Source organism: Pseudomonas sp. ML2-2023-6 (assembly GCF_037055265.1).
Lineage (GTDB): Bacteria > Pseudomonadota > Gammaproteobacteria > Pseudomonadales > Pseudomonadaceae > Aquipseudomonas > Aquipseudomonas kulmbachensis.
The window spans coordinates 378,122-402,450 of the sequence record NZ_CP146347.1 but is presented as its reverse complement, the minus strand read 5'-3'; the positions used below and the strand labels follow the sequence as shown (position 1 = coordinate 402,450).

The following is a 24,329-nucleotide window of genomic DNA, read 5'->3' as shown; positions in this document are numbered from 1 at the left end:
GCCGCTTGCGCGAGCGTTACTGGATCAGCAGCTGTAGTACAGCTCGTATTCCAGTGGGTGTACGAAGGTACGGACCTGGATTTCTTCTTCGCTTTTCAGGGCGATGTAAGCGTCGATGAAATCGTCGCTGAAAACGCCGCCTTTGGTCAGGAACGCACGACCTTTGTCCAGCTCTTCCAGGGCTTCTTTCAGGCTGCCGCAAACTTGTGGGATCTCTTTCGCCTCTTCAGGCGGCAGGTCGTACAGGTTTTTGTCAGCTGCATCGCCAGGGTGGATCTTGTTCTGGATGCCGTCCAGGCCAGCCATCATCAGTGCGGCGAAGCACAGGTACGGGTTAGCGGCTGGATCCGGGAAACGTGCTTCGATACGGCGAGCCTTAGGGCTGGACACGTAAGGAATACGGATCGACGCGGAACGGTTGCGAGCCGAGTAGGCCAGCATTACCGGAGCTTCGAAACCTGGTACCAGACGCTTGTAGGAGTTGGTAGCCGGGTTAGTGAAGCCGTTCAGGGCCTTACCGTGCTTGATGATGCCGCCGATGAAGTACAGGGCGGTGTCGGACAGGCCGGCATAGCCTTCGCCAGCGAAGGTGTTCTTGCCATCTTTGGAGATGGACATGTGTACGTGCATACCCGAGCCGTTGTCGCCGTACAGAGGCTTAGGCATGAAAGTAGCGGTACGGCCGTAGGCGTCTGCCACGTTGTGTACGCAGTACTTCAGGGTCTGAACTTCGTCAGCCTTTTTCACCAGGGTGTTGAACTGCACGCCGATTTCGTTCTGGCCGGCAGTTGCCACTTCGTGGTGGTGAACTTCGATGACCAGGCCCATTTCTTCCATGGCGTTGCACATGGAGGTACGGATTTCGTGGTCATGGTCGAACGGCGGAACAGGGAAATAGCCGCCTTTAACGCCTGGACGGTGGCCTTTGTTGCCGCCTTCCACGTCCTGGTCGGACATCCACGAACCTTGTTCGGAGTAGATCTTGAACATGGAGCCGGAAATATCGGACTTGAACTTGACCTGGTCGAAGATGAAGAACTCTGGCTCCGGACCGACGAAAACGGTGTCGCCGATACCGGTGGACTTCAGGTATTCCTCGGCACGGGTAGCGATGGCGCGTGGGTCGCGGTCATAGCCTTGCATGGTCGAAGGTTCGATGATGTCGCACACCAGAATCAGCGTTGGCTGTTCGGTGAACGGATCCAGAACGGCAGTGCTGTCGTCTGGCAGCAGGATCATGTCGGACGCTTCGATGCCTTTCCAGCCAGCAATGGAGGAGCCGTCGAACATTTTGCCATCGATGAAGAAGTTTTCATCGAGCGCATCACGGGCCGGCATGGTCACGTGGTGCTGAGTGCCTTTGGTGTCAGTGAAGCGCAGATCAATCCACTTGACGTCATGATCTTTGATGAGTTGAACCGACTTCGACATAGTGTCCTCCGGGGTGGCTTAGGGCTTGGTAGTGGAGAGCCCTTGATAAGTGGTTGATGCCGGCGCGAATACTCTGCCAAGGCAACCTGCCTCACAAGGGAGCAAATTGCATGCCAGTGCCCCGACTTGGGTTTTATGCCCCAATCTCAAGCAGGTTAGCGTCGCAGACTACCGATTAGCGGCGTTTATCGCACTCAAATGAAGCGAAATCCGGGGTTTATGTTCCATTTTGGTGCGTTGAAAACCGTTTGTACGATAACTGGTTAAACCTTGAGCAATTTCCGCTATAATCCGCGCCCCCCTTTTTTGGCAGGCTGCTCGCGCGCTGTTTTCATGAAACTAATCGTTAAAGTCTTCCCCGAAATCACTATCAAGAGCCGTCCGGTTCGGATGCGTTTCGTCCGTCAATTAGCTAAAAACATCCGTACTGTGCTCCGCGATCTGGACCCGGCTGTGGTGGTGACGGGCGTGTGGGACAACATCGAGCTGCAAACGCGCGTAAGTGACCCTAAAGCCTTGAAAGACATGACCGAGCGCCTGAGCTGCATGCCGGGCATCGCGCATTTCCTGCAAGTCGACGAGTACCCTTTGGGCGACTTCGATGACGTCGTTGAAAAGTGCAAAATGCACTTCGGCGATGCGCTGGCAGGCAAGATCTTTTCCGTACGTTGCAAACGCGGTGGCAAGCACCCATTTACCTCGATGGAAATCGAGAAATACGTCGGCAGCAAGCTGCGTCGTGAGTGTGGGGCGGCTGGAATTGATCTGAAAAAGCCGGAAATTGAAGTCCGCTTCGAAATTCGCGACCAACGGTTGTTTGTGATTCACAGCCAGCACGACAGCATTGGCGGCTTCCCGCTGGGCTCTCTTGAACAGACCCTGGTGTTGATGTCCGGTGGCTTCGACTCCACAGTTGCGGCCTACCAGATCATGCGTCGCGGCCTGATGAGCCACTTTTGCTTCTTCAACCTCGGCGGGCGTGCCCACGAACTGGGCGTGATGGAAGTCGCGCACTATATATGGAAGAAGTACGGCAGCTCGCAGCGAGTGCTGTTTGTCAGCGTTCCGTTCGAAGAGGTTTTGGGCGAAATTCTCGGCAAAGTCGATAACAGTCATATGGGTGTCATTTTGAAGCGTATGATGTTGCGCGCAGCGACCCGTATCGCTGAGCGGCTCGACATCGAAGTACTGGTGACCGGTGAAGCGATTTCCCAGGTTTCCAGTCAGACGCTGCCCAACTTGTCGCTGATTGACTCGGCTACTGACAAATTGGTGCTGCGCCCGCTGATTGCGAGCCACAAGCAGGACATCATTGATCAGGCGGTTGAAATCGGTACGGCCGATTTTGCCAAGCACATGCCTGAATACTGCGGGGTTATTTCGGTTAACCCCAAGACCCACGCCAAACGCAACCGCGTGGAGTACGAAGAACAACAGTTCGATATGGCCGTGCTTGAGCGAGCGCTTGAGCAGGCCAAACTGGTGCCGATTGATCGGGTAATCGATGAATTGGGCCAGGACTTGCAAGTCGAAGAAGTCAGCGAAGTGCTGGCGGGCCAGATCGTGATCGACATCCGTCACCCGGATGCTCAGGAAGATCAACCGCTGGAACTGGCTGGCATCGAAGTACAAGCGTTGCCGTTCTATGCACTGAACAGCCGCTTCAAGGAACTGGATGACACCCGTCAGTACCTGTTGTATTGCGACAAAGGCGTGATGAGTCGCCTGCATGCTCACCATTTGCTCAGTGAGGGACATGCCAATGTGCGCGTTTATCGACCGAGCTAAGAGCCCGGGGCTGTATGCCTGTGGCCTGCGTCACCGGCCCCCCGACGCCACCGTCAAGCTGTAACGGCTTGCACGGACTCTACTGTTAATCGCTGCCTGGACTCAGTCAGCACACCGAATCCTCTGATCGAGATACACAAGTGATCGAAAATCTACGTAACATCGCCATCATTGCTCACGTTGACCACGGTAAAACTACTCTGGTAGACAAACTCTTGCGTCAATCCGGCACTCTGGAGCGCAACGAGCTCAACGACGAGCGCGTGATGGACTCCAACGACCAGGAAAAAGAGCGCGGCATTACCATTCTTGCCAAGAACACCGCTATCAACTGGAACGGCTACCACATCAACATCGTGGATACCCCGGGCCACGCCGACTTCGGCGGCGAAGTTGAACGCGTAATGTCGATGGTTGACTCCGTTCTGCTGCTGGTTGACGCTCAAGACGGCCCTATGCCGCAAACCCGTTTTGTGACCAAGAAGGCTTTCGAAGCCGGCCTGCGTCCAATCGTGGTAATCAACAAGGTTGACCGTCCAGGCGCGCGTCCGGACTGGGTTCTGGATCAGATCTTCGACCTGTTCGACAACCTGGGTGCTACCGAAGAACAGCTGGACTTCAAAGTGGTTTACGCCTCGGCCCTGAACGGCATTGCCGGTCTGGAACACACCGACATGGCTGAAGACATGACCCCGCTGTACCAGGCCATTGTTGACCACGTACCAGCACCACAAGTTGACCGTGACGGTCCGTTCCAGATGCAAATCTCGGCACTGGACTACAACAGCTTCCTGGGCATTATCGGTGTTGGCCGTATCGCTCGTGGTCGCGTCAAGCCTAACACCCAGGTTGTGGCTATCGATGCTGACGGCAAGCGCCGTAACGGTCGTATCCTGAAGCTGATGGGTCACCACGGTCTGCACCGTATCGACGTTGAAGAAGCTTCGGCAGGCGACATCGTCTGCATCAGCGGCTTCGACCAGCTGTTCATCTCCGACACTCTGTGCGACCCACTGAATGTTGAAGCGATGAAGCCGCTGACCGTTGACGAACCAACCGTTTCGATGACCTTCCAGGTTAACGACTCGCCGTTCTGCGGCCGTGAAGGCAAGTTCGTAACCAGCCGTAACATCAAAGAGCGTCTGGACAAAGAACTGCTGTACAACGTTGCTCTGCGCGTTGAAGAAGGCGACACCGCTGACAAGTTCAAAGTGTCTGGCCGTGGTGAGCTGCACTTGTCGGTACTGATCGAAACCATGCGTCGCGAAGGCTTCGAAATGGGTGTTGGTCGTCCGGAAGTAATCATCCGCATGGTTGACGGCGTTAAGCACGAACCGTACGAAAACGTAACCATCGACCTGCCAGAAGAATCGCAGGGCGCAATCATGGAACAGATCGGTATCCGTAAAGGCGATCTGACCAACATGGTTCCGGATGGCAAGGGCCGTGTTCGTCTTGAATACAACATCCCTGCACGTGGCCTGATCGGTTTCCGTAACGAGTTCCTGACTCTGACTTCGGGCGCTGGCATCCTGACCTCGATCTTCGACCGTTACGACGTGATGAAGTCGGGCGACATGTCCGGCCGTCAGAACGGCGTTCTGGTTTCGGTTGCTACCGGTAAGGCTCTGACTTACTCGCTGGAAACCCTGCAAGCTCGCGGCAAACTGTTCCTGGGTCACGGTGAAGACGTGTACGAAGGTCAAATCGTCGGCATCAACAGCCGCGACAACGACCTGGGCGTTAACCCAACCAAAGGCAAGAAGCTCGACAACATGCGTGCTTCGGGTAAAGACGAAACCATCGCTTTGGTTCCGCCTATCCGCTTCACTCTGGAGCAAGCTCTGGAATTCGTACAAGAAGATGAACTGTGCGAAGTAACGCCTAAGTCCATCCGTCTTCGTAAGAAGATCCTGGGCGAAAGCGAGCGTACCCGCGCTGCGAAAAAATCCGGTAACAACTAAGTTATTTAGTTAGCCGTAAAAAAACGCCCCCGACCTTGCGGTCGGGGGCGTTTTTTTGTGCCTGTGTTTCTTGATATCTGAACTCTGTAGCCGCTGCCGAAGGCTGCGATAAGGTCCGAAGGACCTTGGCTTTTCATCAAAACAGCAGGGCCGCTTCGCAGCCCATCGCAGCCTGCGGCAGGGGCTACACGATCTGTTTTAAAACACCATCAACTTTTCGCTGCTGTTCTTGCGCTCGACAGCTTTGGGCACGTAGGCGCAATACCCTGGACGCGGGCCCACTCTAGGGTGGTTGCGGCAGGTGTCCGGGCGGATTTCGTAGATGGTGCACATGCGCGACTTGCGATCCAGGTACAGGCAGTCGTTATTGCTCATGCGCTGCAGGGTGAAAATCCCGGACTTCTGATTGAAGCGCTCCACGATCCCTTCTTTTTGCAGGCGCTTGGCGATGTTCTTCGGCGGATCGCCCATCTCGAACTCGTCAACGATGCCGATGCGGATCAGGTCTTTGATCTTGACCTCGACCGGCAACGTGCAGCAGCTGGAAATGCAGGAGCCGCACATGGGCGCGGAGTATTTGGCCCAGGTATCGAGACGGTCGATTTCCGCGGCGGCGATCAGGTTGGACTTCATCAGGCTTGTATTCCAGCGTGCATCAGGGCGCGCGATCATACCGGGGTTGGCGAATGAGTGAACAACCATTTGCCGGTTTTTCGATCAGGGCCATGTTTTAAAGCGTTCAACTGCGTTTGCGCCTCGTTTTGGGGCATCGCTCACTTCGTCAGTTTTTTTAAATAAACTGTTCAAAAAAGCCCGAAACAAAGCATTTTGTTTGTGTTGAAGCGTCTAGGCTGACACCACTCGTTCTTCAAATCGTCCCATCTCGATTGAGGTTGTATCGATGCCCCAGGAACCGCTTGTTCGTGACGCACAGGTGGCGGCTTTCCGTGCCGCTGTAGTAGCCAAGCTGACTTACGCGGTGGGTAAGGACCCGGAACACGCGTTTGACCATGACTGGTTTGAAGCTATTGCTCTGGCCGCCCGCGACCATATGGTCGAGCACTGGATGGACCACACGCGACAGATTTATCGCAAGGATCAGAAGCGGGTGTACTACCTGTCGCTGGAATTCCTCATCGGTCGCTTGTTGTACGACAGCCTGAGCAATCTGGGGCTGCTGGAGGTGGCCCGCGAGGCTCTCACCGAGCTGGGGGTTGATCTGGAGCGCATCCGCCTGCTGGAGCCGGATGCGGCGCTCGGTAACGGCGGCCTGGGTCGATTGGCGGCCTGCTTTATGGAAAGCATGTCGACCCTGGGCATTGCCGCCCACGGCTATGGCATTCGCTATGAGCACGGGTTGTTTCGCCAGAGCATCGTCGACGGCTGGCAGCAGGAACAAACCGAAAACTGGCTCGACTTCGGCAACCCTTGGGAGTTCGAGCGCGCCGAAGTGCTGTATTCGGTCGGCTTTGGCGGCTCGGTTGAAACCAAACAGGATGATCAGGGCCAGTTACGGCAAATCTGGTGGCCAGGCGAGACGGTGCGCGCCATTGCCTATGACACGCCCGTCGTGGGTTGGCGCGGGGCCAGTGTCAACACGTTGCGCCTGTGGCGGGCGAGGGCGCTGCACGACTTGAACCTTGGGCGCTTCAACGCGGGTGACCATTTGGGTGCGGTGGCCGAAGTGGTGCGTGCTGAAAGTATCTCGCGTGTTCTGTACCCGGCTGATGGCAACGAAGCGGGGCAAGAGCTGCGCCTGCGCCAGGAGTACTTCTTTGTTTCGGCCTCGTTGCAAGACTTGCTGCGCCGCCACCTGCACGTCCATGAAACGCTGCTGAACCTGGCCGAGCACGTGTCGATCCAGCTCAATGACACCCACCCATCGATTGCGGTGGCGGAGTTGATGCGCATTCTGGTCGACGAACACGGCATCGAGTGGCATGCGGCGTGGCAAGTGACCGTCGATACCTTGTCGTACACCAACCACACACTGCTGCCCGAAGCGCTCGAAACCTGGCCCGTTGGCTTGATGGAGCGCCTGTTGCCGCGTCACATGCAGATCATTTACCTGATTAATGCGCACCATATCGATGCGCTACGGGCCAAGGGCATTCATGATTTTGACGTGCTGCGCGCGGTATCGCTGATTGAAGAGGATCACGGCCGCCGGGTGCGCATGGGTAACCTGGCATTTTTGGGGTCTCACAGCGTCAACGGGGTCTCCGGGTTGCACACGCAGTTGATGCGCAGCACCGTGTTTGCCGAGCTGCACAAACTCTACCCGAACCGGATCAACAACAAGACCAACGGCGTTACCTTCCGCCGCTGGCTGTTCCAGGCCAACCCGCCGTTGACCGCGATGCTGGTGGATGCGCTGGGGGTCGATGTGCTCGATGAGACCGAGCACAAACTGATCAAACTGGAGCCTTTCGCCGAGCGCGCCGATTTTCGCAAGCGCTTCGCCGAACAGCGCCTGCAAAGCAAATGCACCCTGGCGGCGCTGATTTATGAGCGTCTGGGCATCGTGGTCAATCCTGAGGCGATGTTCGATGTGCAGGTCAAACGGATTCACGAGTACAAGCGCCAATTGCTCAACTTGATGCACACCGTGGCGCTGTATCAGGCGATTCGGGCGGAGCCAGGCAATCAATGGGTGCCGCGGGTGAAGATTTTTGCCGGCAAGGCGGCGGCCAGCTATGAGCAGGCCAAACTCATCATCAAGCTGGCCAATGACATCGCCCGTACCGTGAATAACGACCCCACCGTGCGCGGTCTGCTCAAGGTGGTGTTTATCCCTAACTACAACGTCAGCCTGGCCGAGAGCATCATTCCGGCGGCGGATTTGTCCGAGCAGATATCCACCGCAGGCTACGAAGCGTCCGGCACCAGCAACATGAAGTTTGGCCTTAACGGTGCGCTGACCATCGGTACGATGGACGGAGCCAATGTCGAGATGTGCGAGCGGGTCGGCGAGGACAACATGTTCATCTTCGGCCTCAGTTCGCAGCAGGTTGAAGCGCGCAAGCGCAATGGCGAGTTCCATGCGGCCCCGGATGTGGCTGCTTCGCATCGACTCAATGATGTGCTGCAGGCTATTCGTGGTGGGGTGTTTTCCCACGATGACCCGGCGCGTTACACCGGGCTGGTGGATTCTTTGATTGATTACGACCGCTTCCTGGTCTGCGCCGATTTTGATGCTTACTGGGATGCGCAGATGCGCGTGGAGCATCTGTGGCAGGACAAGGATCAGTGGTGGCGTAAAGCCGTGTTGAACACGGCGCGCATGGGCTGGTTCTCATCGGACCGGACCATTCGTGAGTACGCGACTGATATCTGGAAAGCGTTGTAGGTTGCGCGGCCTTTGTAGCCGCTGCCGAAGGCTGCGATCGAGACCGCAGGGCCCGTGTTTTCAAGAGCGAAGCCCCTGCGGGACTTATCGCAGCCTGCGGCAGCGGATACAGGTTTTACGGTTGATTTAAGGTTTCAGCAGAACTCGCTCTGTCGGTTCTGAGTCTGATTAGAAGATTTGCACCGCAACTCGCGTTAAACTGCGCGGGTTTTTCGCCCCCTCCCCATTGTTCGGAGCCTTACATGTCCCGCGTTACCCTGAGTCGCTATTTGATTGAGCAGACCCGCAGCAACAACACGCCTGCTGATTTGCGTTTCCTCATCGAAGTGGTGGCGCGTGCTTGCAAAGAGATCAGCCACGCCGTGTCCAAAGGCGCCTTGGGTGGTGTTCTGGGCAGCATGGGCACCGAAAACGTACAAGGTGAAGTGCAGAAGAAGCTCGATGTAATTTCCAACGAGATCCTGCTCGAAGCCAACGAATGGGGCGGTCACCTGGCCGGTATGGCGTCCGAAGAAATGGACAACGCCTACCAGATCCCGGGCAAATACCCGAAAGGTGCCTACCTGCTGGTATTCGACCCGCTGGACGGCTCGTCGAACATCGACATCAACGCGCCGGTGGGTACGATCTTTTCGGTACTGCGTTGCCCGAACGAATACCTGACTCAGAACGAGCCTTTGAATGAAAAGGCCTTCCTGCAGCCAGGCACCCAGCAGGTAGCTGCCGGTTATGCCATCTACGGTCCTCAGACCATGCTGGTACTGACCCTGGGCGACGGCGTTAAGGGCTTCACCCTGGACCGTGAAATGGGCAGCTTCGTACTGACCCACGAAGACATCACCATTCCTGAAACCACCCAGGAATTTGCAATCAACATGTCCAACCAGCGTCACTGGGAAGCTCCGGTACAGCGCTACGTTGGCGAATTGCTGGCTGGCGAAGATGGCCCGCTGGAAAAGAACTTCAACATGCGCTGGGTTGCGGCCATGGTTGCAGACGTACACCGCATCCTGACCCGCGGTGGCCTGTTCATGTACCCGCGCGACAGCCGCGAGCCGTCCAAGCCGGGCAAGCTGCGCCTGATGTACGAAGCCAACCCGATGTCGTTCCTCGTGGAACAGGCGGGCGGCGCGTCCACGGACGGTCATCAGCGTATTCTCGACATCCAGCCTGAAGGCCTGCACCAGCGCGTAGCGGTGTACCTGGGTTCGAAAGAAGAAGTGTCGCGCATTACCGCTTACCACAAAGAGTAAAACGCATAACACTGTAGCCGCTGCCGCAGCCTGCGATGGGCTGCGCAGCAACGCTTGTGCTTGAAGGGCCTGCGGCCCTTATCGCATCCTTCGCCAGCGGCTACAGAATCCTCGTCCGACCCCGCCAAACAAATCCTTTCTCCCTTCGGGAACCCGCTCGCGCTTTTCTCTTCTAAGCTTGCATCAGGCAGCCATGCCGCCCTTCCCATGCAGGAGCTTTTCATGAAATTGCGTACTTTGGCGTTGTTGTCGTTCTGTGTATTGCTGGCCGCTTGCAGCAAGGTCAATCAGCAAAATTACTCGAAACTGTCGACCGGCATGCCCAAGGCCGAGGTTGAAAAACTGCTGGGCAGCCCAACCGATTGCTCGGGCGCACTGGGGATGTCGAGCTGTACCTGGGGCGATAAAAACAGTTTTATCAGCGTGCAATATGCCGGTGACAAAGTGTTGATGTTCTCGGGGCAGGGCTTGAAGTAAGGCAGGTCAGGAGCGTTTGCAATGAAACGTCTTTTAATCAGTCTTGGGGCCGCCGTGTTGCTGGCCGGGTGCGCCGGGTCCAGCAGCGATTCTCTGGCACCGAAAACGGTCGAAAATGTCGACCTCAAGCGATATCAGGGAACCTGGTACGAACAGGCACGCTTGCCGATGTTCTTCCAGCGTAACTGCGCGCAGTCCGAGGCCCACTACAGCTTGAAACCTGACGGCGACGTGGCGGTACTGAACCGCTGCCTGACCGCGCAAGGCAAGTGGGAGCAGGCCAATGGCACAGCAACCCCGCAGGTGGAGGGCAAAACCGACAAACTGTGGGTCGAGTTCGACAACTGGGTTTCGACCTTGCTGCCGGGTGTGACCAAGGGTGACTATTGGGTGTTGTACGTGGGCGACGACTACAGCACGGCGCTGGTGGGCAACCCCGACCGACGCTATTTGTGGCTGTTGTCGCGCAAGCCGCAGGTTGATCAGCAAACCCGCGATGAGCTGCTCAGCAAGGCTCAGCAACAGGGCTACGACACCACACGTTTGATTTGGCGAACGCCGGATGCAGACATGCCCAAAGGCACGGAATAAGCGAAGGCACCCCCCGGCAAGCGCCAGGGGGTGTTGGCTGGGCGCTTAGGCGCGCAGCAGGGTCTTCCACGCGCGGTTCTGGTACACGGCGATGGCTTGCTGCTTGCGAGCGTTGAGCAATTCGTCGTTGTGCTCCGCGTCGTCAGTGATTGGCAAGTTGGCCAATTCCTGCAGCTTGTTCATCTCGCCGTACAAACGGTCCAGTTCCGGAATTTCCAGCACGTTACGCGCCAGACGCAGCCATGCCTGAATGCGCTCGATGCGCGGCAGTTGCTCGGCCAGGTCTTCAGGTTGCTGCTGGTAGCGATTCAGACGCAAGGCAATTGCCTCATCCGACAGCAAGCGCGGCAACCAGCTGTGCAGCTGTGCAGCGCCCTGGCGGTTGCCACGGGTGGTGCCGCGATCGACAGTCCAGCTGCGGTCCATCAACCAGCGCGAGGTGCTCAGCGAGAACTGGCCCCAGCGCGGGTCTTCCAGCTCTTCCAGGAACTGCTCGGGTGCGGCTTTACGCACGTCTTCGTCGTCCTGACCGATCTGTACCAGCGGGCGCCAGTCTTCCAGCAGGGCGTCCAGCGCAGCGCGCAGGGTGCTGGTGGATTGGCGTGGAGCGGCTTGACCGAGGCTGCTGACCAGCGCGCGCAGATCAATCAACTGCTGAACCCAGTCTTGCAGCAAGCGCCAGTGGCCATTGAAACGATACTGCTCGGCCAGACGCTGGCTGTTGCCCAGCAAGTGCCAGGCCAGTGCGGCGAAGGCATCGTCCAGCGGCGTTTCGGGTGTCAGCTCGGGAGCTGGCAGGTTAACGGCGTAGCTGTTGGCGTCGAACAGGCGATAGCCGCGCTCGGCCTTGCTGATGTCACATGGCATCAGGGCCAGCTTCTCGGCCAGCTCTGCGGCCAGCTCCAACAGGGCAGACGGCTCGCCTTCGCGCAGTTCGAGTTCCAGTTCGCAGATTTCTTCTTTCTGCTTGCCAGCAATCACATGGCCCAGGTCCAGAGCGGCTTCAATTACCACTTTGGCCTTGCCGCGACCCCAGGAGATTTCAGCGCGTTCGCGTACGAAATCAGTGGTGAAGATAGGCTTGAGGGTTTTCTTGTCCAGCTCGGCCAACTCTTCAGGCCAGCATTCGCCGTCGAGTTTTTTGACGTCGAGCTTGGCTTTAGGCAGGTTCCAGTCGTATTCGTTGCGCTCAGACAGGCCAGCGATGCTTTGGCCGCGGGTCTTGAGGGTCTGGATCACTTCTTCGCCATCGCGGCGCAGGCGCAGGGCAACCTTGGCCTTGGCCAGGTCGCGCTCAGGCGTGTCGAAGTACTGGTTCAACAACTCACGGCTTTCCCAGCCACTTTTGTTGCGCTTTTTCAGCAAAGGGTGCTCGCGCAAGGCGGCGAGGGTTTCGCGGCTGACGCGCAGTTTGATTTCGGTTTCTTTTTGCATGGCCGGAAAATCCAGGAACGGTTGCGCAGCCGGGAAAAAGTGTGGCTGCCAAGGCCGTGCAGTGTACAGGACTCGCCGCCCTGACGCCGCGCATGGGTTTATTCTGCGGCGCAGATGGCTCTATGATGGGCCTCGCCCCGCCAACAGGAAGTCAGCGCATGCCTTTACCTTCCATGAAAGAGCAGTTCGCGGCTTTGATCGGCATGCCGTCGGTCAGTTGCACCCAGCCCCACTTGGATCAATCCAATCGTGGCGTGATCGATTTGCTGGCGACCTGGCTCGCCGAGCTGGGCTTCAACTGCGATATCCAACAGGTCAGCCCAGGCAAATTCAACCTGCTCGCAACCTTTGGCAGCGGCCCCGGCGGGCTGGTGCTGGCAGGGCACAGCGACACCGTGCCCTACGATGAAGCACTGTGGCAGACCGATCCGCTCAAACTGACCGAAGTCGATAACCGCTGGGTGGGCTTGGGCAGCTGCGACATGAAGGGTTTTTTCGCGCTGGTGATCGAAGCCGTACGCCCATTGCTCGATCAGCCCTTCAAGCAGCCACTGCTGATTCTGGCAACGTGCGACGAAGAAACCTCGATGGCCGGGGCCAGAGCTTTGGTCGAAGCCGGTCGCCCGCTAGGCCGCGCCGCAGTGATTGGTGAGCCGACAGGGCTCAAGCCGATCCGCATGCACAAAGGCGTGATGATGGAACGCATCGAGATTCTTGGGCAAAGCGGCCACTCATCCGACCCAAGCCTTGGCCACAGCGCGCTGGAGGCCATGCACGACGCGATCAGCGAACTTAAGGGGCTGCGCCAGCAGTGGCTCAACGAATACCGTAATCCGCAGTTCAGCGTGCCTCAGCCGACCCTGAACTTTGGCTGCATTCATGGTGGCGACAACCCGAACCGGATTTGCGGCCAGTGCTCACTGGAGTTCGACCTGCGGCCACTGCCGGGCATGGACCCCAACGCGCTGCGGGCCATTATTCGCAGCAAGCTGCAGCCCTTGGCTGAACGCCATCAAGTGAAGATCGATTTCGCGCCCATTGCTGCCGGCGTGCCGCCGTTCGAACAGGACGCGGATGCCGAGTTGGTGCGGGTTGCCGAGCGACTCACCGGGTATCGTGCGCAAGCAGTAGCGTTTGGCACCGAAGCGCCTTATCTTCAGCAACTTGGCTGCGAAACCATCGTGCTGGGCCCGGGTGATATCACTTGCGCGCATCAACCGGGTGAACACCTGGAAATGTCACGTTTGCAGCCGACAGTGCGTCTACTGACTCAACTGATCGAACACTATTGCCTGAAATAGCGAAAATACCCTTTGCCCTGCACACAAGGAGAGCGCGCGTGTTGCCAACAATGTTTCGACGATAACCACCAGCCCGCTGTGCGTTTGCTGTTTTTGCCCTCTTTAGGCGACTTAATTTTTACAGGCTCTGGTTATGCACGATTACGTTAACTGGCTTCGTCACGCATCTCCCTACATCAATGCCCACCGCGACTGCACCTTTGTCGTCATGCTCCCCGGCGACGGCGTGGCGCACCCCAACTTTGGCAATATCGTCCACGACCTGGTGCTGTTGCACAGCCTGGGCGTGCGTTTGGTGCTGGTTCACGGTTCGCGCCCGCAAATCGATGGCCGCCTTGAAGCCCGTGGCTTGGTGCCCAATTACCACAACGGCATGCGCGTCACCGACGCGACAACCCTGGAGTGCGTAATCGACGCCGTGGGCCAGTTGCGCATTGCGATTGAAGCGCGCTTGTCGATGGACATGGCCTCCTCGCCGATGCAGGGCTCGCGCCTGCGGGTGGCGAGCGGCAATCTGGTTACTGCGCGGCCGATTGGCGTGCTTGATGGCGTCGACTTTCACCACACCGGCGAAGTGCGCCGGGTCGACCGCAAGGGTATCAACCGCCTGCTCGATGAGCGCTCGATTGTGCTGCTGTCGCCCTTGGGTTACTCGCCGACCGGCGAGATTTTCAACTTGGCCTGCGAAGACGTCGCCACCCGCGCCGCCATTGATCTGGCGGCTGACAAACTGCTGCTGTTCGGCGCCGAATCGGGCTTGCTCGACGCAGAGGGACGGTTGGTGCGCGAGTTGCGCCCACAGCAAGTGCCAGCGCACATGAAGCGTCTGGGCAGCGACTACCAGGCCGAACTGCTGGAAGCTGCCGCTGAGGCTTGCAGCGGCGGTGTAGCCCGCAGCCATATCGTCAGCTATGCCGAAGATGGCGCGTTGCTCACAGAGCTGTTCACCCGTAACGGTGGCGGTACGCTGGTGGCGCAAGAGCAATTTGAAGTTACGCGGGAGGCGGCGATTGAAGACGTTGGTGGCTTGCTTGAGCTGATCAGCCCGCTGGAAGAACAGGGCATTTTGGTACGTCGCTCGCGTGAAGTACTGGAGCGCGAGATCGAACAGTTCAGCGTGGTTGAACGTGAAGGCATGATCATCGCCTGTGCGGCGCTGTATCAGATTGCCGAGTCGGATGCGGGGGAGCTGGCGTGCCTGGCGGTGAACCCGGAGTACCGTCATGGTCGCCGTGGCGATGAGCTGCTCGAACGCATCGAAAACCGTGCGCGGGCTCAGGGCTTGAAAACCCTGTTTGTATTAACCACACGCACTGCCCACTGGTTCCGTGAGCGCGGGTTTGTGCCGAGCGGTGTAGAGCGTCTGCCGGCGGCTCGAGCGTCGCTGTACAACTACCAGCGTAACTCGAAGATCTTTGAAAAAACGCTGTAACCGCTGACGAGGAACAATTCAACTGTGGGAGCGAGCCTGCTCGCGATGACTTTCGCGAGCAGGCTCGCTCCCACAGGGCTCAGCAAACCCCGTCAGAACTCCCGCAAACACACATCATCAAGCACCGCCTTGCCCATGTCGCACAAGTAATGCGAAGCCCAGGCATGGGGCTGGCAGTCTTTATCCAGCGCGGCATCCAGTGCCAGCTTTTTTGCGCAATAGAGCAACGCCGACACCTGCTCCAGCGCTTGGCGCAGCGGTATATCGGAGTTGACGCGAAACAGTTCGTGGTTGTCCTGGCCGCAAGGGCCGAAGGTGACGGTGCCGAGGGTTTTGATTGGGGTGTTATCAGCCATTTAGTGCGCTCCTATAGTAATTAAGAGCTGTCACTTTCGTTTCCAGGCGAAGGTGGCAGCTGTACGCAGGCTGGAAACCGGGACAATAGGAACCCGGCAAGTCCGAGGACCTCCCGCGCACAGCCGCCATAACATATAAAAACGCCAACAATCACAGGGATTGATGGCATTAAGGCGATTATTGTTACCCGGGTTTCCAGGCCCGGCCACTGTTTTTTTCAGTGACAACGCACAGTACGCCTCCCTTCAAAACGCGGAAGCCGTCCATTGCCTCAGTGGGCGTAGGAACTGACTGCGCTCGCTCGCACGAACACCACTGATCAGTCCCCTCTCCCTTCGGGAGAGGGCTAGGGTGAGGGGTTTTTTAGTTACTGATCGCCAAAATACTTGCCTGATACGACGCTACAAACAGGTCAAAGTCGCCTTCTTCCGTTTGTTCGGTCTCGGCTTGTTCGAGCAGTGACTTGCGTGCTTTCTCTTCGAACGCGGCCTGATCTTCAGCACTCAGTGGCTCGCTGCGGAAGTACTCGGCATGGGCCAGGCTCTGGCGCATCGAGAATTGGGCGAAGCTTTCCTTGTGCTCGGCCATGCTGGCCAGCACACGGGCAGACGGCGTCAGTGACACGTCCTGGATCTTGGCCAACTGTTCGTCGAGCGCTTTGCTGTGGGTGTCGCCACCGTGGCTCTGATCGAGCAGGGCAGCCAGCGGAGCGATTTTTTCCAGCAGCTCTGCCGCCCACTCCTTCATGTCGATTGCTGCACCGTCACGCTGCAATTGCAGGCCCGGACGGCGACCTTCCTTGACCACGCTGAGGAAGTTCGAAGAACAATTGCCACAGGCCGTGCTGTCGAACTGCGGGCTGTCTTGCAGCGCGCAATACAGCAGGAAGGCGTCCAGAAAACGCGCTTCAGGCAGGTCGATGCCCACCGGCAGGAACGGGTTGATATCGAGCAAGCGCACTTCTACGTACTGCACGCCACGCGCCACGAGGGCCTGAATCGGCCGTTCGCCGGTGTAGGTCACGCGCTTGGGGCGGATGTTGGAGTAGTACTCGTTTTCGATTTGCAGGATGTTGGTGTTCAGCTGTACCCATTCGCCATCCTTGTGCGTGCCGATTTCAACATAGGGCGCGTAAGGCGTGGCCACTGCTTTACGCAGGCTGTCGGTGTAGCTGTCGAGGTTGTTGTAGCACGGCGTCAGGCCGGCCTGGGCGTTGCTCTGGTAACCCAGGTCGCTCATGCGCAGGCTGGTGGCGTACGGCAGGTAGAGGGTGTCGGCGTCCAGCTGTTCAAGCTGGTGCGAACGGCCGCGCAAGAAACCGGCATCCAGTGCAGGCGAGGCGCCGAACAGGTACATCAGCAGCCAGCTGTAACGACGGAAGTTACGGATCAGGGCGATGTAGGCGTTCGATTGGTAATCGCGCTCGGTGCCGACAAAGCCTTCAGCCTGCATCAGTACAGGCCACAGGGCCTCGGGCAGGGAGAAGTTGTAGTGAATGCCGGCGATGCATTGCATGGTCTTGCCGTAACGCAGGGCCAGGCCCTTGCGGTACACGTACTTGAGCTGTCCGATATTGGACGTGCCGTAGTAGGCAATCGGGATGTCTTCTTCGGCCGGCAACGGACACGGCATCGAAGGGCTCCACAGGTACTCGTTGCCGAGCTTGCTGTAGGCAAAACGGTGAATCTTGTCGAGGCTGGCCAGGGTGTCTGCCGGGTCGGGCAGGGCTGGGGTGATGAACTCCAGCAGCGACTCGGAATAGTCGGTGGTGATCTGATCGTTGGTCAGGGCCGAGCCCAGTTCTTCTGGGTGCGGGGTCTGCGCCAGGCGTGCATCGGCTGTGACGCGCAAGCATTCGCGCTCGATGCCGTGCAGGCATTGCTCAAGCAGAGTGAGGTTAGCGCGCTCGCTGAGCAGAGCCAGGCGGCGGTTGAGAAGTTGGCTCAAGTTGGATTCCTTCACGCGTCAGTCGCCCCAATATGGGGGTGGTCAGGACGGTCTACAAGGGTGAAGTTGAAACCGGCGTGGTCGCCTGGCTTTTATTGATAGTGCTTTGGCCCCGTCCCTGTTTCGGCCCCTGAGCGCTCCAAGCGCATTTCGGCACCGCGTTAGCAATGCCGAAATTAACTCAAATGACCCAGCGGCGGCTACAGGACAGCGAACGTGCCTTGTGCTTTTGCGACCAGTTTGTCGCCCTGCAACACCTCTGCTTCGACGACCAGAGTGCGTCGCCCCGGGTGAATGACCTTGGCGATGCATAGCACATCGCCTTCAGACACCGCGCGGATGTAGTTGATTTTGCACTCGATGGTCACGCTCTGCTGATCAAAACCATGGGCGCTGGAGCACGCCAGCCCCATGCTGATATCCACCAGGCTGAACAACACGCCACCGTGCAGCTTGCCGCCCCGGTTGCGCAGTTGCGGCTCCAGGCTCAGCGCCACATGCGCCACGCCGTCTTCCAGCGACTGCACGCGGCAACCGATCAACTCGCTGAAAGCGCTTTGGGTCAGACCATCCGGGAGCGCCATTAGCGTTTCTTCAGCTGTTTAGCGTTGGCAAACAGCGAGGCCATCGCATTATTGCTCGGCGCTGCGGCAACCGTTTCCTTGCGTGGTGCTGTGTTTTGCTGGCGCGGGGCGGAACCCGGGCGTGCACCGCGAGCACCGTCGATTTTTTCGCCGGGGGTGTCGCTCATGCGCATCGACAGGCCTACGCGTTTGCGCGGGATGTCGATTTCCATGACCTTGACCTTGACCACGTCACCGGCTTTCACGGCTTCACGCGGGTCCTTGATGAACTTCTCGGACAAGGCCGAGATGTGCACCAGACCGTCCTGATGCACGCCGATATCGACGAAAGCACCAAAGTTGGTCACGTTGGTCACCACACCTTCCAGAATCATCCCCAGTTGCAGGTCCTTGAGGTCTTCGACGCCTTCCTGGAACTCGGCGGTCTTGAACTCAGGACGCGGGTCGCGGCCTGGTTTTTCCAGCTCTTGCAGAATGTCGGTGACCGTCGGCAGGCCGAAGGTTTCGTCGGTGAACTTCTTCGGATCAAGGCGCTTGAGGAAGCTGGCGTCGCCGATCAGCGAGCGAATGTCACGCTCGGTATCCGAAGCAATGCGCTTGACCAGCGGGTAGGCCTCGGGGTGAACCGCCGAGCTGTCCAATGGGTTGTCGCCATTCATGACGCGCAAGAAACCTGCCGCTTGCTCGAAGGTTTTTTCGCCCAGGCGGCTGACTTTTTTCAACGCCGCACGGGTTTTGAACGCGCCGTTTTCGTCGCGATGGCTGACGATATTTTGTGCCAGCGTGGCATTAAGGCCCGAAATACGTGCCAGCAGCGCCACGGAGGCGGTGTTCACATCCACGCCCACGGCGTTTACACAGTCTTCAACCACAGCGTCCAGGCCGCGAGCCAGCTTGAGCTGGGACACGTCGTGCTGGTACTGGCCGACACCGATGGACTTTGGATCGATTTTCACCAGTTCTGCCAGTGGATCTTGCAGGCGGCGGGCAATCGACACTGCGCCACGGATCGAAACGTCCAGATCCGGGAATTCCTTGGCCGCCAGTTCCGAGGCCGAGTACACCGAAGCGCCAGCTTCAGAGACCATCACCTTGGTGACTTTCAAGGCCGGGTATTTCTTCATCAGATCGATGACCAGCTTGTCGCTTTCGCGGCTGGCAGTACCGTTGCCGATGGCAATCAGCTCCACCGAGTGCTTGGCGCACAGGGCGGCCATGACCGAGATGGTCTGGTCCCATTTGTTGTGCGGCACGTGGGGGTACACGGTGGCGTATTCCAGCAGCTTGCCGGTGGCATCGACCACGGCAATTTTGCAGCCGGTACGCAGGCCCGGGTCCAGACCCAGGGTGGCGCGCGGGCCAGCAGGTGCAGCCAGCAGCAGGTCGTGCAGGTTGTGGGCGAATACGTTGATCGCTTCGGTTTCGGCACCGTCGCGCAGCTCACCCAGCAAGTCGGTTTCGAGGTGGGTATAGAGCTTGACCTTCCAGGTCCAGCGCACCACTTCGCCCAACCATTTGTCCGCCGGGCGATTTTGATTTTCCAGGCCGAAGCGCTGGGCAATCATCATCTCGCCGGGGTGCAGTGTGCCGGGCAATTCTTCACCGACTTTGAGCGACGAGCTGAGGATACCTTCGTTGCGGCCCCGGAAAATCGCCAGAGCACGGTGCGACGGCATGCTTTTGAGCGGCTCGTCGTGTTCGAAGTAGTCGCGGAACTTGGCGCCTTCCTCTTCTTTGCCAGCAATCACGCGGGCGCTGAGGATGGCTTCGTGCTTGAGGAAGCTGCGCAGTTTATCCAACAAGCTGGCGTCTTCTGCGAAGCGCTCCATGAGGATGTACTTGGCGCCATCGAGGGCTGCCTTGACGTCTGCCACACCTTTTTCAGTGTCGACAAAACGGGCCGCTTCGGTTTCGGGATTGAGTGTCGGGTCGTTGAACAGGCCATCTGCCAGTTCGCCCAGGCCTGCTTCCAGGGCGATCTGGCCCTTGGTGCGGCGCTTTTGCTTGTACGGCAGGTACAAGTCTTCGAGGCGGGTTTTGGTCTCGGCGAGTTTGATGTCGCGGGCCAGTTCCGGGGTCAGCTTGCCTTGTTCTTCGATGCTGGCGAGGATGCTCAGACGCCGTTCGTCGAGTTCGCGCAGATAGCGCAGGCGTTCTTCCAGATGACGTAATTGGGTGTCATCCAGGCTGCCGGTCACTTCCTTGCGGTAGCGAGAGATGAAGGGCACGGTGGAGCCTTCATCCAGAAGAGCGACGGCCGCTTCGACCTGCTGCGGGCGCACGCCAAGTTCTTCGGCGATGCGGCTGTTGATGCTGTCCATAAAACCACCTGACAAATTGTGATGCAGGCTCGCAGGCCCGGGCTTGAAGGCTTGCGAGGCTGGTTGAGCGGCCCGGAGGGCGCCGCTACCTGGGCCAAAAGGGCAGCCTGTTGACCCGTGAAATCAGCAAATTACGGCAGGCGCTGAAAAAATAAATCCTGCCACAACCTTTGAAAATTCGTGGTTGCCTGACACAAAAGGCGGCGCATTATAACCAGCGTTCCCGGATTCAGGGCACTGCGCGCTACGGCCTCATTGACGGGTCTGCTGTTTATGCAGGAAAAATCTGCTAACAATGCACACCATGCGTATCACAGCGGCTAAGCCATAATGCGCGCCGAGATCACAGGAGCATCTAATGAGCAGCATTGCACAAACGGCTGAAGGCGAAAAAATTCTCATCGTTGATGACGATCCTGGGCTGAGCAGCCTGCTGGAACGTTTCTTCGTCAGCAAGGGCTATCGCGCCCGTGCTGTGCCGAACGTCGAGCAAATGGATCGTTTGCTGGCTCGTGAGGTATTTAACCTGGTGGTACTGGATTTGATGCTGCCTGGCGAAGACGGCTTGTCAGCCTGCCGTCGTCTGCGTGCAGCAGGCAATCGGGTGCCAATCATCATGCTGACCGCCAAGGGCGACGAGCTGAGCCGTATCAAGGGCCTGGAACTGGGCGCCGACGATTACCTGGCCAAACCGTTCAACCCCGATGAGCTGATGGCGCGGGTGCGTGCCGTGCTGCGCCGCCAAGCGGCTCCGGTGCCGGGTGCGCCGGGCAGCGAAGACGAAAGCGTGACGTTCGGTGATTACGAACTGTCCCTGGCGACTCGCGAGCTTAAGCGTGGCGATGAAGTTCACATGCTCACCACGGGTGAGTTTGCAGTGCTTAAAGCCCTGGTCATGCATGCTCGTGAACCATTGACCCGCGACAAGCTGATGAACCTGGCCCGTGGTCGTGAGTGGGATGCGCTGGAGCGTTCAATCGACGTCCAGATTTCCCGTTTGCGTCGCATGATCGAGCCGGACCCGTCCAAACCGCGTTATATCCAGACCGTCTGGGGCGTAGGTTATGTGTTCGTGCCCGATGGTAATGCGACCAAGTAATCGCTCATTTGTAGGAGCGAGCCATGCAGGTGCCCTTCGGGGACCTGATCGGCTCGCGATACTTTTTTTGCGGGTCTCAGGGCTCGTTCCTGCAAAGTGTAAAAGCGGCTGTCTATGAAAACCCCTCTCTGGTTTCCCCAAAGTTTTTTCTCGCGCACTCTCTGGCTCGTCCTGATTGTCGTTCTGTTTTCCAAGGCCCTGACGCTGGTTTATCTGCTCATGAACGAGGACGTATTGGTCGATCGCCAATACAGCCACGGTGTGGCACTGACCCTGCGCGCCTATTGGGCCGCTGATGAAGAAAACCGTAACAAGATTATCGATGCCGTCGATCTGGTGCGTGTCGTGGGCGGCGGTGTGCCCGAGGGTGAGCAACACTGGCCCTACAGTGAAATCTACCAACGTCAGATGCAGGCTGAGCTTGGGCCTGATACCGAAGTTCGCTTGCGGATGCACACGTCTCCTGCGCTGTGGGTGCGTGCCCCGAGCCTGGGTGAAGGCTGGCTGAAAGTGCCGTTATACCCGCACCCGCTTCGCGGGCAGAAAATCTGGAATGTGCTGGGTTGGTTCCTGGCGATTGGCTTGCTATCCACTGCATCGGCCTGGATTTTCGTCAGCCAGCTCAATCAGCCGCTCAAGCGTCTGGTGTATGCGGCACGTCAGCTGGGGCAGGGGCGCAGTGTGCGCTTGCCCATTAGTGACACGCCCAGCGAAATGACCGAGGTCTACAGTGCCTTCAATCAAATGGCTGAGGACGTCGAGCAGGCAGGCCGTGAGCGTGAGCTGATGCTTGCGGGCGTGTCCCATGACCTGCGGACCCCGCTGACCCGTTTGCGTCTGTCTCTGGAGCTGATGGGCAACCACAGCGATCTTTCGGACGATATGGTGCGTGACATCGAAGACATGGATGCGATCCTCGATCAGTTCCTGGCCTTCATCCGTGATGGACGTGATGAGCCGGTCGAAGAAGTTGACCTGTGTGAATTGATCCGCGAAGTCGTGGCGCCCTACAACCAGAACGGTGAGCAGGTTCGCTTGCGTTTGCAGCCGATCCAGCCGTTTGCGTTGCGCCGGGTATCGATGAAACGCCTGCTCAACAACCTGATCGGCAATGCTCTGCACCATGCGGGCGAAGACGTTGAGGTTGCGGCTTATGTGTCCGGAGACGTCAGCGCGCCGTACGTGGTACTGAGCGTGATGGACAGGGGAGCGGGGATTGACCCTTCGGAGCTTGAAGATATCTTCAATCCGTTTATTCGCGGCGACCGTGCCCGTGGCGGCAAAGGTACGGGTCTGGGCCTGGCGATCGTCAAGCGGATTGCCTCCATGCATGGCGGCAATGTCGAATTGCGCAACCGCAGCGGCGGCGGGCTGGAAGCTCGTGTACGCCTGCCGCTGGGGCTGATGTTGCCAAGAGGGGCGGTTTAGGCCCTGTAGCCGCTGCCGAAGGCTGCGATAAGGGCCGCAGGACCTTCGCTTTTGACATGAAAAGCGGGGTCGCTAGCCGCTGCCGCTGCCGCTGCCGCTGCCCATCGCAGCCTGCGGCAGCGGCTACAAAGGTCCTTAACCCTTGCCCTTGGTCCGCGTCATATGCGGGCTGCTGTTTTTCTCCAGATGCTGAATGATGATCCCGGCCACATCCTTGCCTGTGGTGGTTTCAATGCCTTCCAGCCCAGGTGAAGAGTTGACCTCCAGCACCAGCGGGCCGTGGTTGGAGCGCAAGATATCGACCCCTGCCACGCTCAGTCCCATGACCTTGGCCGCACGAATGGCGGTCATGCGCTCTTCCGGTGTAATTTTGATCAGGCTGGCGCTGCCGCCACGGTGCAGGTTGGAACGGAACTCGCCCGGTTTGGCCTGACGTTTCATGGCCGCGATCACCTTGTCCCCGACCACGAAACAACGAATATCGGCACCGCCGGCTTCCTTGATGTATTCCTGCACCATGATGTTTTGCTTGAGCCCCATAAAGGCCTCAATCACCGACTCTGCGGCGGTGGCGGTTTCACACAGCACCACGCCAATACCCTGGGTGCCTTCCAGCACTTTGATCACCAGCGGCGCGCCGTTGACCATTTCGATCAGGTCGGGAATATCATCCGGAGAGTGGGCAAAGCCGGTCACCGGCAAACCCAGGCCACGCCGCGACAGCAGTTGCAGCGAGCGCAGTTTGTCCCGCGAACGGGCAATCGCCACCGATTCGTTGAGCGGGAAAACCCCCATCATTTCAAACTGGCGCAGTACCGCGCAGCCGTAGAATGTAACCGACGCACCAATGCGCGGAATCACCGCATCGAAGCCTTCCAGCGGCTTGCCGCGATAGTGAATCTGCGGCTTATGACTGGCAATGTTCATATAGGCGCGCAGGGTATCGATCACTACCATTTCATGGCCTCGTTCGGTACCGGCTTCAACCAGACGACGAGTGGAATACAGACGCGGGTTACGCGACAGCACAGCGATCTTCATGCAACACCTGTGGCAGAGGTAGTAGTGACCGGGAACACCGGCTTGTCTTGAACATATTTATGTTCAGGATTGACGACCAGTTGGCCGTCAATCAGGGCTTTTGAGCCCAGCAATAAGCGGTAACGCATCGATTTGCGGCAGGCGAGGGTGAATTCGACCTGCCAGACCCGGTCACCCAGCGCCAGGCCGGTGCGGATCACATAGCGAACCTGGGTGTGGCCGTTGGAGCTTTTGATGGTTTTAATGGCCACCAAGGGAGCTTCACAGCGGCGATGACGCAGTTGTACCAGTGTGCCCAAATGGGCATTGAAACGTACCCACTCGACTCCGTCGCGCACAAATGGCTCGATTTCGGAGGCGTGCAAGCTGGAGGTACTGGCACCGGTGTCGATTTTCGCCCGCAGGCCCGCGACTCCCAAATCGGGAAGCGCCACCCACTCGCGCAGACCGACAACGGTCAAGTGATCAAAAGTCTTCAATATAAGTAACCAGCGATTAACGTATTCAGGCCGCAGGAGGAACCCTGCAGGTA

The 24,329-nt window shown here is 58.3% G+C and carries 19 protein-coding genes; 10 read left to right on the top strand and 9 right to left on the bottom strand.

Annotated features, from left to right (window positions below; translation table 11 throughout):
* Positions 1–24: 24 nt before the first annotated feature.
* A complete protein-coding gene (gene glnA, locus V6L79_RS01685; protein ID WP_261740134.1) occupies positions 25–1,431 on the bottom strand; it encodes a glutamate--ammonia ligase in 1,407 nt (468 codons plus the stop codon).
* Between the two features lie 333 nt (positions 1,432–1,764).
* On the opposite strand from glnA, the gene thiI reads away from it, so the two are divergent.
* Together thiI and typA are read left to right on the top strand one after the other, a co-directional pair.
* Positions 1,765–3,219, top strand: a complete 1,455-nt coding sequence (gene thiI, locus V6L79_RS01680; RefSeq protein ID WP_261740133.1) for a tRNA uracil 4-sulfurtransferase ThiI — start codon at positions 1,765–1,767, stop codon at positions 3,217–3,219.
* A gap of 140 nt (positions 3,220–3,359) precedes the next feature.
* Positions 3,360–5,183, top strand: coding sequence for a translational GTPase TypA (typA, locus tag V6L79_RS01675; RefSeq protein WP_261740132.1), 1,824 nt, complete (start codon positions 3,360–3,362; stop codon positions 5,181–5,183).
* A 198-nt stretch (positions 5,184–5,381) separates the two neighbouring features.
* Here the strand turns inward: typA and V6L79_RS01670 are convergent, their stop codons facing one another.
* Positions 5,382–5,819, bottom strand: a complete 438-nt coding sequence (locus V6L79_RS01670) for a YkgJ family cysteine cluster protein (protein WP_037031547.1) — start codon at positions 5,817–5,819, stop codon at positions 5,382–5,384.
* A 265-nt stretch (positions 5,820–6,084) separates the two neighbouring features.
* On the opposite strand from V6L79_RS01670, the gene V6L79_RS01665 reads away from it, so the two are divergent.
* The 4 genes from V6L79_RS01665 to V6L79_RS01650 all read left to right on the top strand — a co-directional run bounded on the left by V6L79_RS01665 (position 6,085) and on the right by V6L79_RS01650 (position 10,853).
* Positions 6,085–8,532 (top strand): glycogen/starch/alpha-glucan phosphorylase, encoded by a 2,448-nt coding sequence (locus V6L79_RS01665; RefSeq protein ID WP_321835000.1) that lies wholly within the window; start codon positions 6,085–6,087, stop codon positions 8,530–8,532.
* Between the two features lie 242 nt (positions 8,533–8,774).
* Positions 8,775–9,785: a class 1 fructose-bisphosphatase gene (locus V6L79_RS01660; RefSeq protein ID WP_261740130.1), complete on the top strand. Its 1,011-nt coding sequence runs from the start codon at positions 8,775–8,777 to the stop codon at positions 9,783–9,785.
* Positions 9,786–10,007: 222 nt separating this feature from the next.
* Positions 10,008–10,262, top strand: coding sequence for an outer membrane protein assembly factor BamE (locus tag V6L79_RS01655; RefSeq protein WP_261740129.1), 255 nt, complete (start codon positions 10,008–10,010; stop codon positions 10,260–10,262).
* A 21-nt stretch (positions 10,263–10,283) separates the two neighbouring features.
* A complete protein-coding gene (locus V6L79_RS01650; protein ID WP_261740128.1) occupies positions 10,284–10,853 on the top strand; it encodes a lipocalin family protein in 570 nt (189 codons plus the stop codon).
* A gap of 45 nt (positions 10,854–10,898) precedes the next feature.
* Here V6L79_RS01650 and V6L79_RS01645 read toward each other — a convergent pair whose 3' ends face one another.
* Positions 10,899–12,287: an inorganic triphosphatase gene (locus tag V6L79_RS01645; protein WP_261740127.1), complete on the bottom strand. Its 1,389-nt coding sequence runs from the start codon at positions 12,285–12,287 to the stop codon at positions 10,899–10,901.
* A gap of 158 nt (positions 12,288–12,445) precedes the next feature.
* Between V6L79_RS01645 and argE the strand changes: the two genes are divergently transcribed.
* Entirely contained in the window at positions 12,446–13,588 is a 1,143-nt protein-coding gene (gene argE, locus V6L79_RS01640) for an acetylornithine deacetylase (RefSeq protein ID WP_338579727.1), read from the top strand.
* 133 nt (positions 13,589–13,721) lie between these two features.
* On the top strand, positions 13,722–15,020 hold the full coding sequence (gene argA / locus V6L79_RS01635) for an amino-acid N-acetyltransferase (RefSeq protein WP_261740125.1): 1,299 nt from the start codon (positions 13,722–13,724) through the stop codon (positions 15,018–15,020).
* Positions 15,021–15,112: 92 nt separating this feature from the next.
* Here argA and V6L79_RS01630 read toward each other — a convergent pair whose 3' ends face one another.
* The 4 genes from V6L79_RS01630 to V6L79_RS01615 form a co-directional block, all read right to left on the bottom strand.
* Entirely contained in the window at positions 15,113–15,376 is a 264-nt protein-coding gene (locus tag V6L79_RS01630; RefSeq protein ID WP_338579726.1) for a DUF3077 domain-containing protein, read from the bottom strand.
* 364 nt (positions 15,377–15,740) lie between these two features.
* A complete protein-coding gene (gshA, locus tag V6L79_RS01625; protein ID WP_261740123.1) occupies positions 15,741–17,324 on the bottom strand; it encodes a glutamate--cysteine ligase in 1,584 nt (527 codons plus the stop codon).
* Positions 17,325–17,524: 200 nt separating this feature from the next.
* Positions 17,525–17,908: a PaaI family thioesterase gene (locus V6L79_RS01620; protein ID WP_261740122.1), complete on the bottom strand. Its 384-nt coding sequence runs from the start codon at positions 17,906–17,908 to the stop codon at positions 17,525–17,527.
* Entirely contained in the window at positions 17,908–20,229 is a 2,322-nt protein-coding gene (locus V6L79_RS01615; RefSeq protein WP_261740121.1) for a Tex family protein, read from the bottom strand. The genes V6L79_RS01620 and V6L79_RS01615 overlap by 1 nt, the downstream gene beginning before the upstream one ends.
* Before the next feature lie 358 nt (positions 20,230–20,587).
* Here V6L79_RS01615 and ompR point away from each other — a divergent pair, with 358 nt between their 5' ends.
* Positions 20,588–21,328 (top strand): two-component system response regulator OmpR, encoded by a 741-nt coding sequence (ompR, locus tag V6L79_RS01610; protein WP_261740120.1) that lies wholly within the window; start codon positions 20,588–20,590, stop codon positions 21,326–21,328.
* 114 nt (positions 21,329–21,442) lie between these two features.
* Entirely contained in the window at positions 21,443–22,756 is a 1,314-nt protein-coding gene (locus V6L79_RS01605) for an ATP-binding protein (protein ID WP_261740119.1), read from the top strand.
* 135 nt (positions 22,757–22,891) lie between these two features.
* On the opposite strand, the gene rimK is transcribed toward V6L79_RS01605, so the two are convergent.
* Positions 22,892–23,797, bottom strand: coding sequence for a 30S ribosomal protein S6--L-glutamate ligase (rimK, locus tag V6L79_RS01600; protein ID WP_016783140.1), 906 nt, complete (start codon positions 23,795–23,797; stop codon positions 22,892–22,894).
* Positions 23,794–24,276, bottom strand: a complete 483-nt coding sequence (locus V6L79_RS01595) for an ATP-dependent zinc protease (RefSeq protein ID WP_261740118.1) — start codon at positions 24,274–24,276, stop codon at positions 23,794–23,796. Before V6L79_RS01595 ends, rimK begins: the two co-directional genes overlap by 4 nt.
* Positions 24,277–24,329 lie beyond the last annotated feature (53 nt).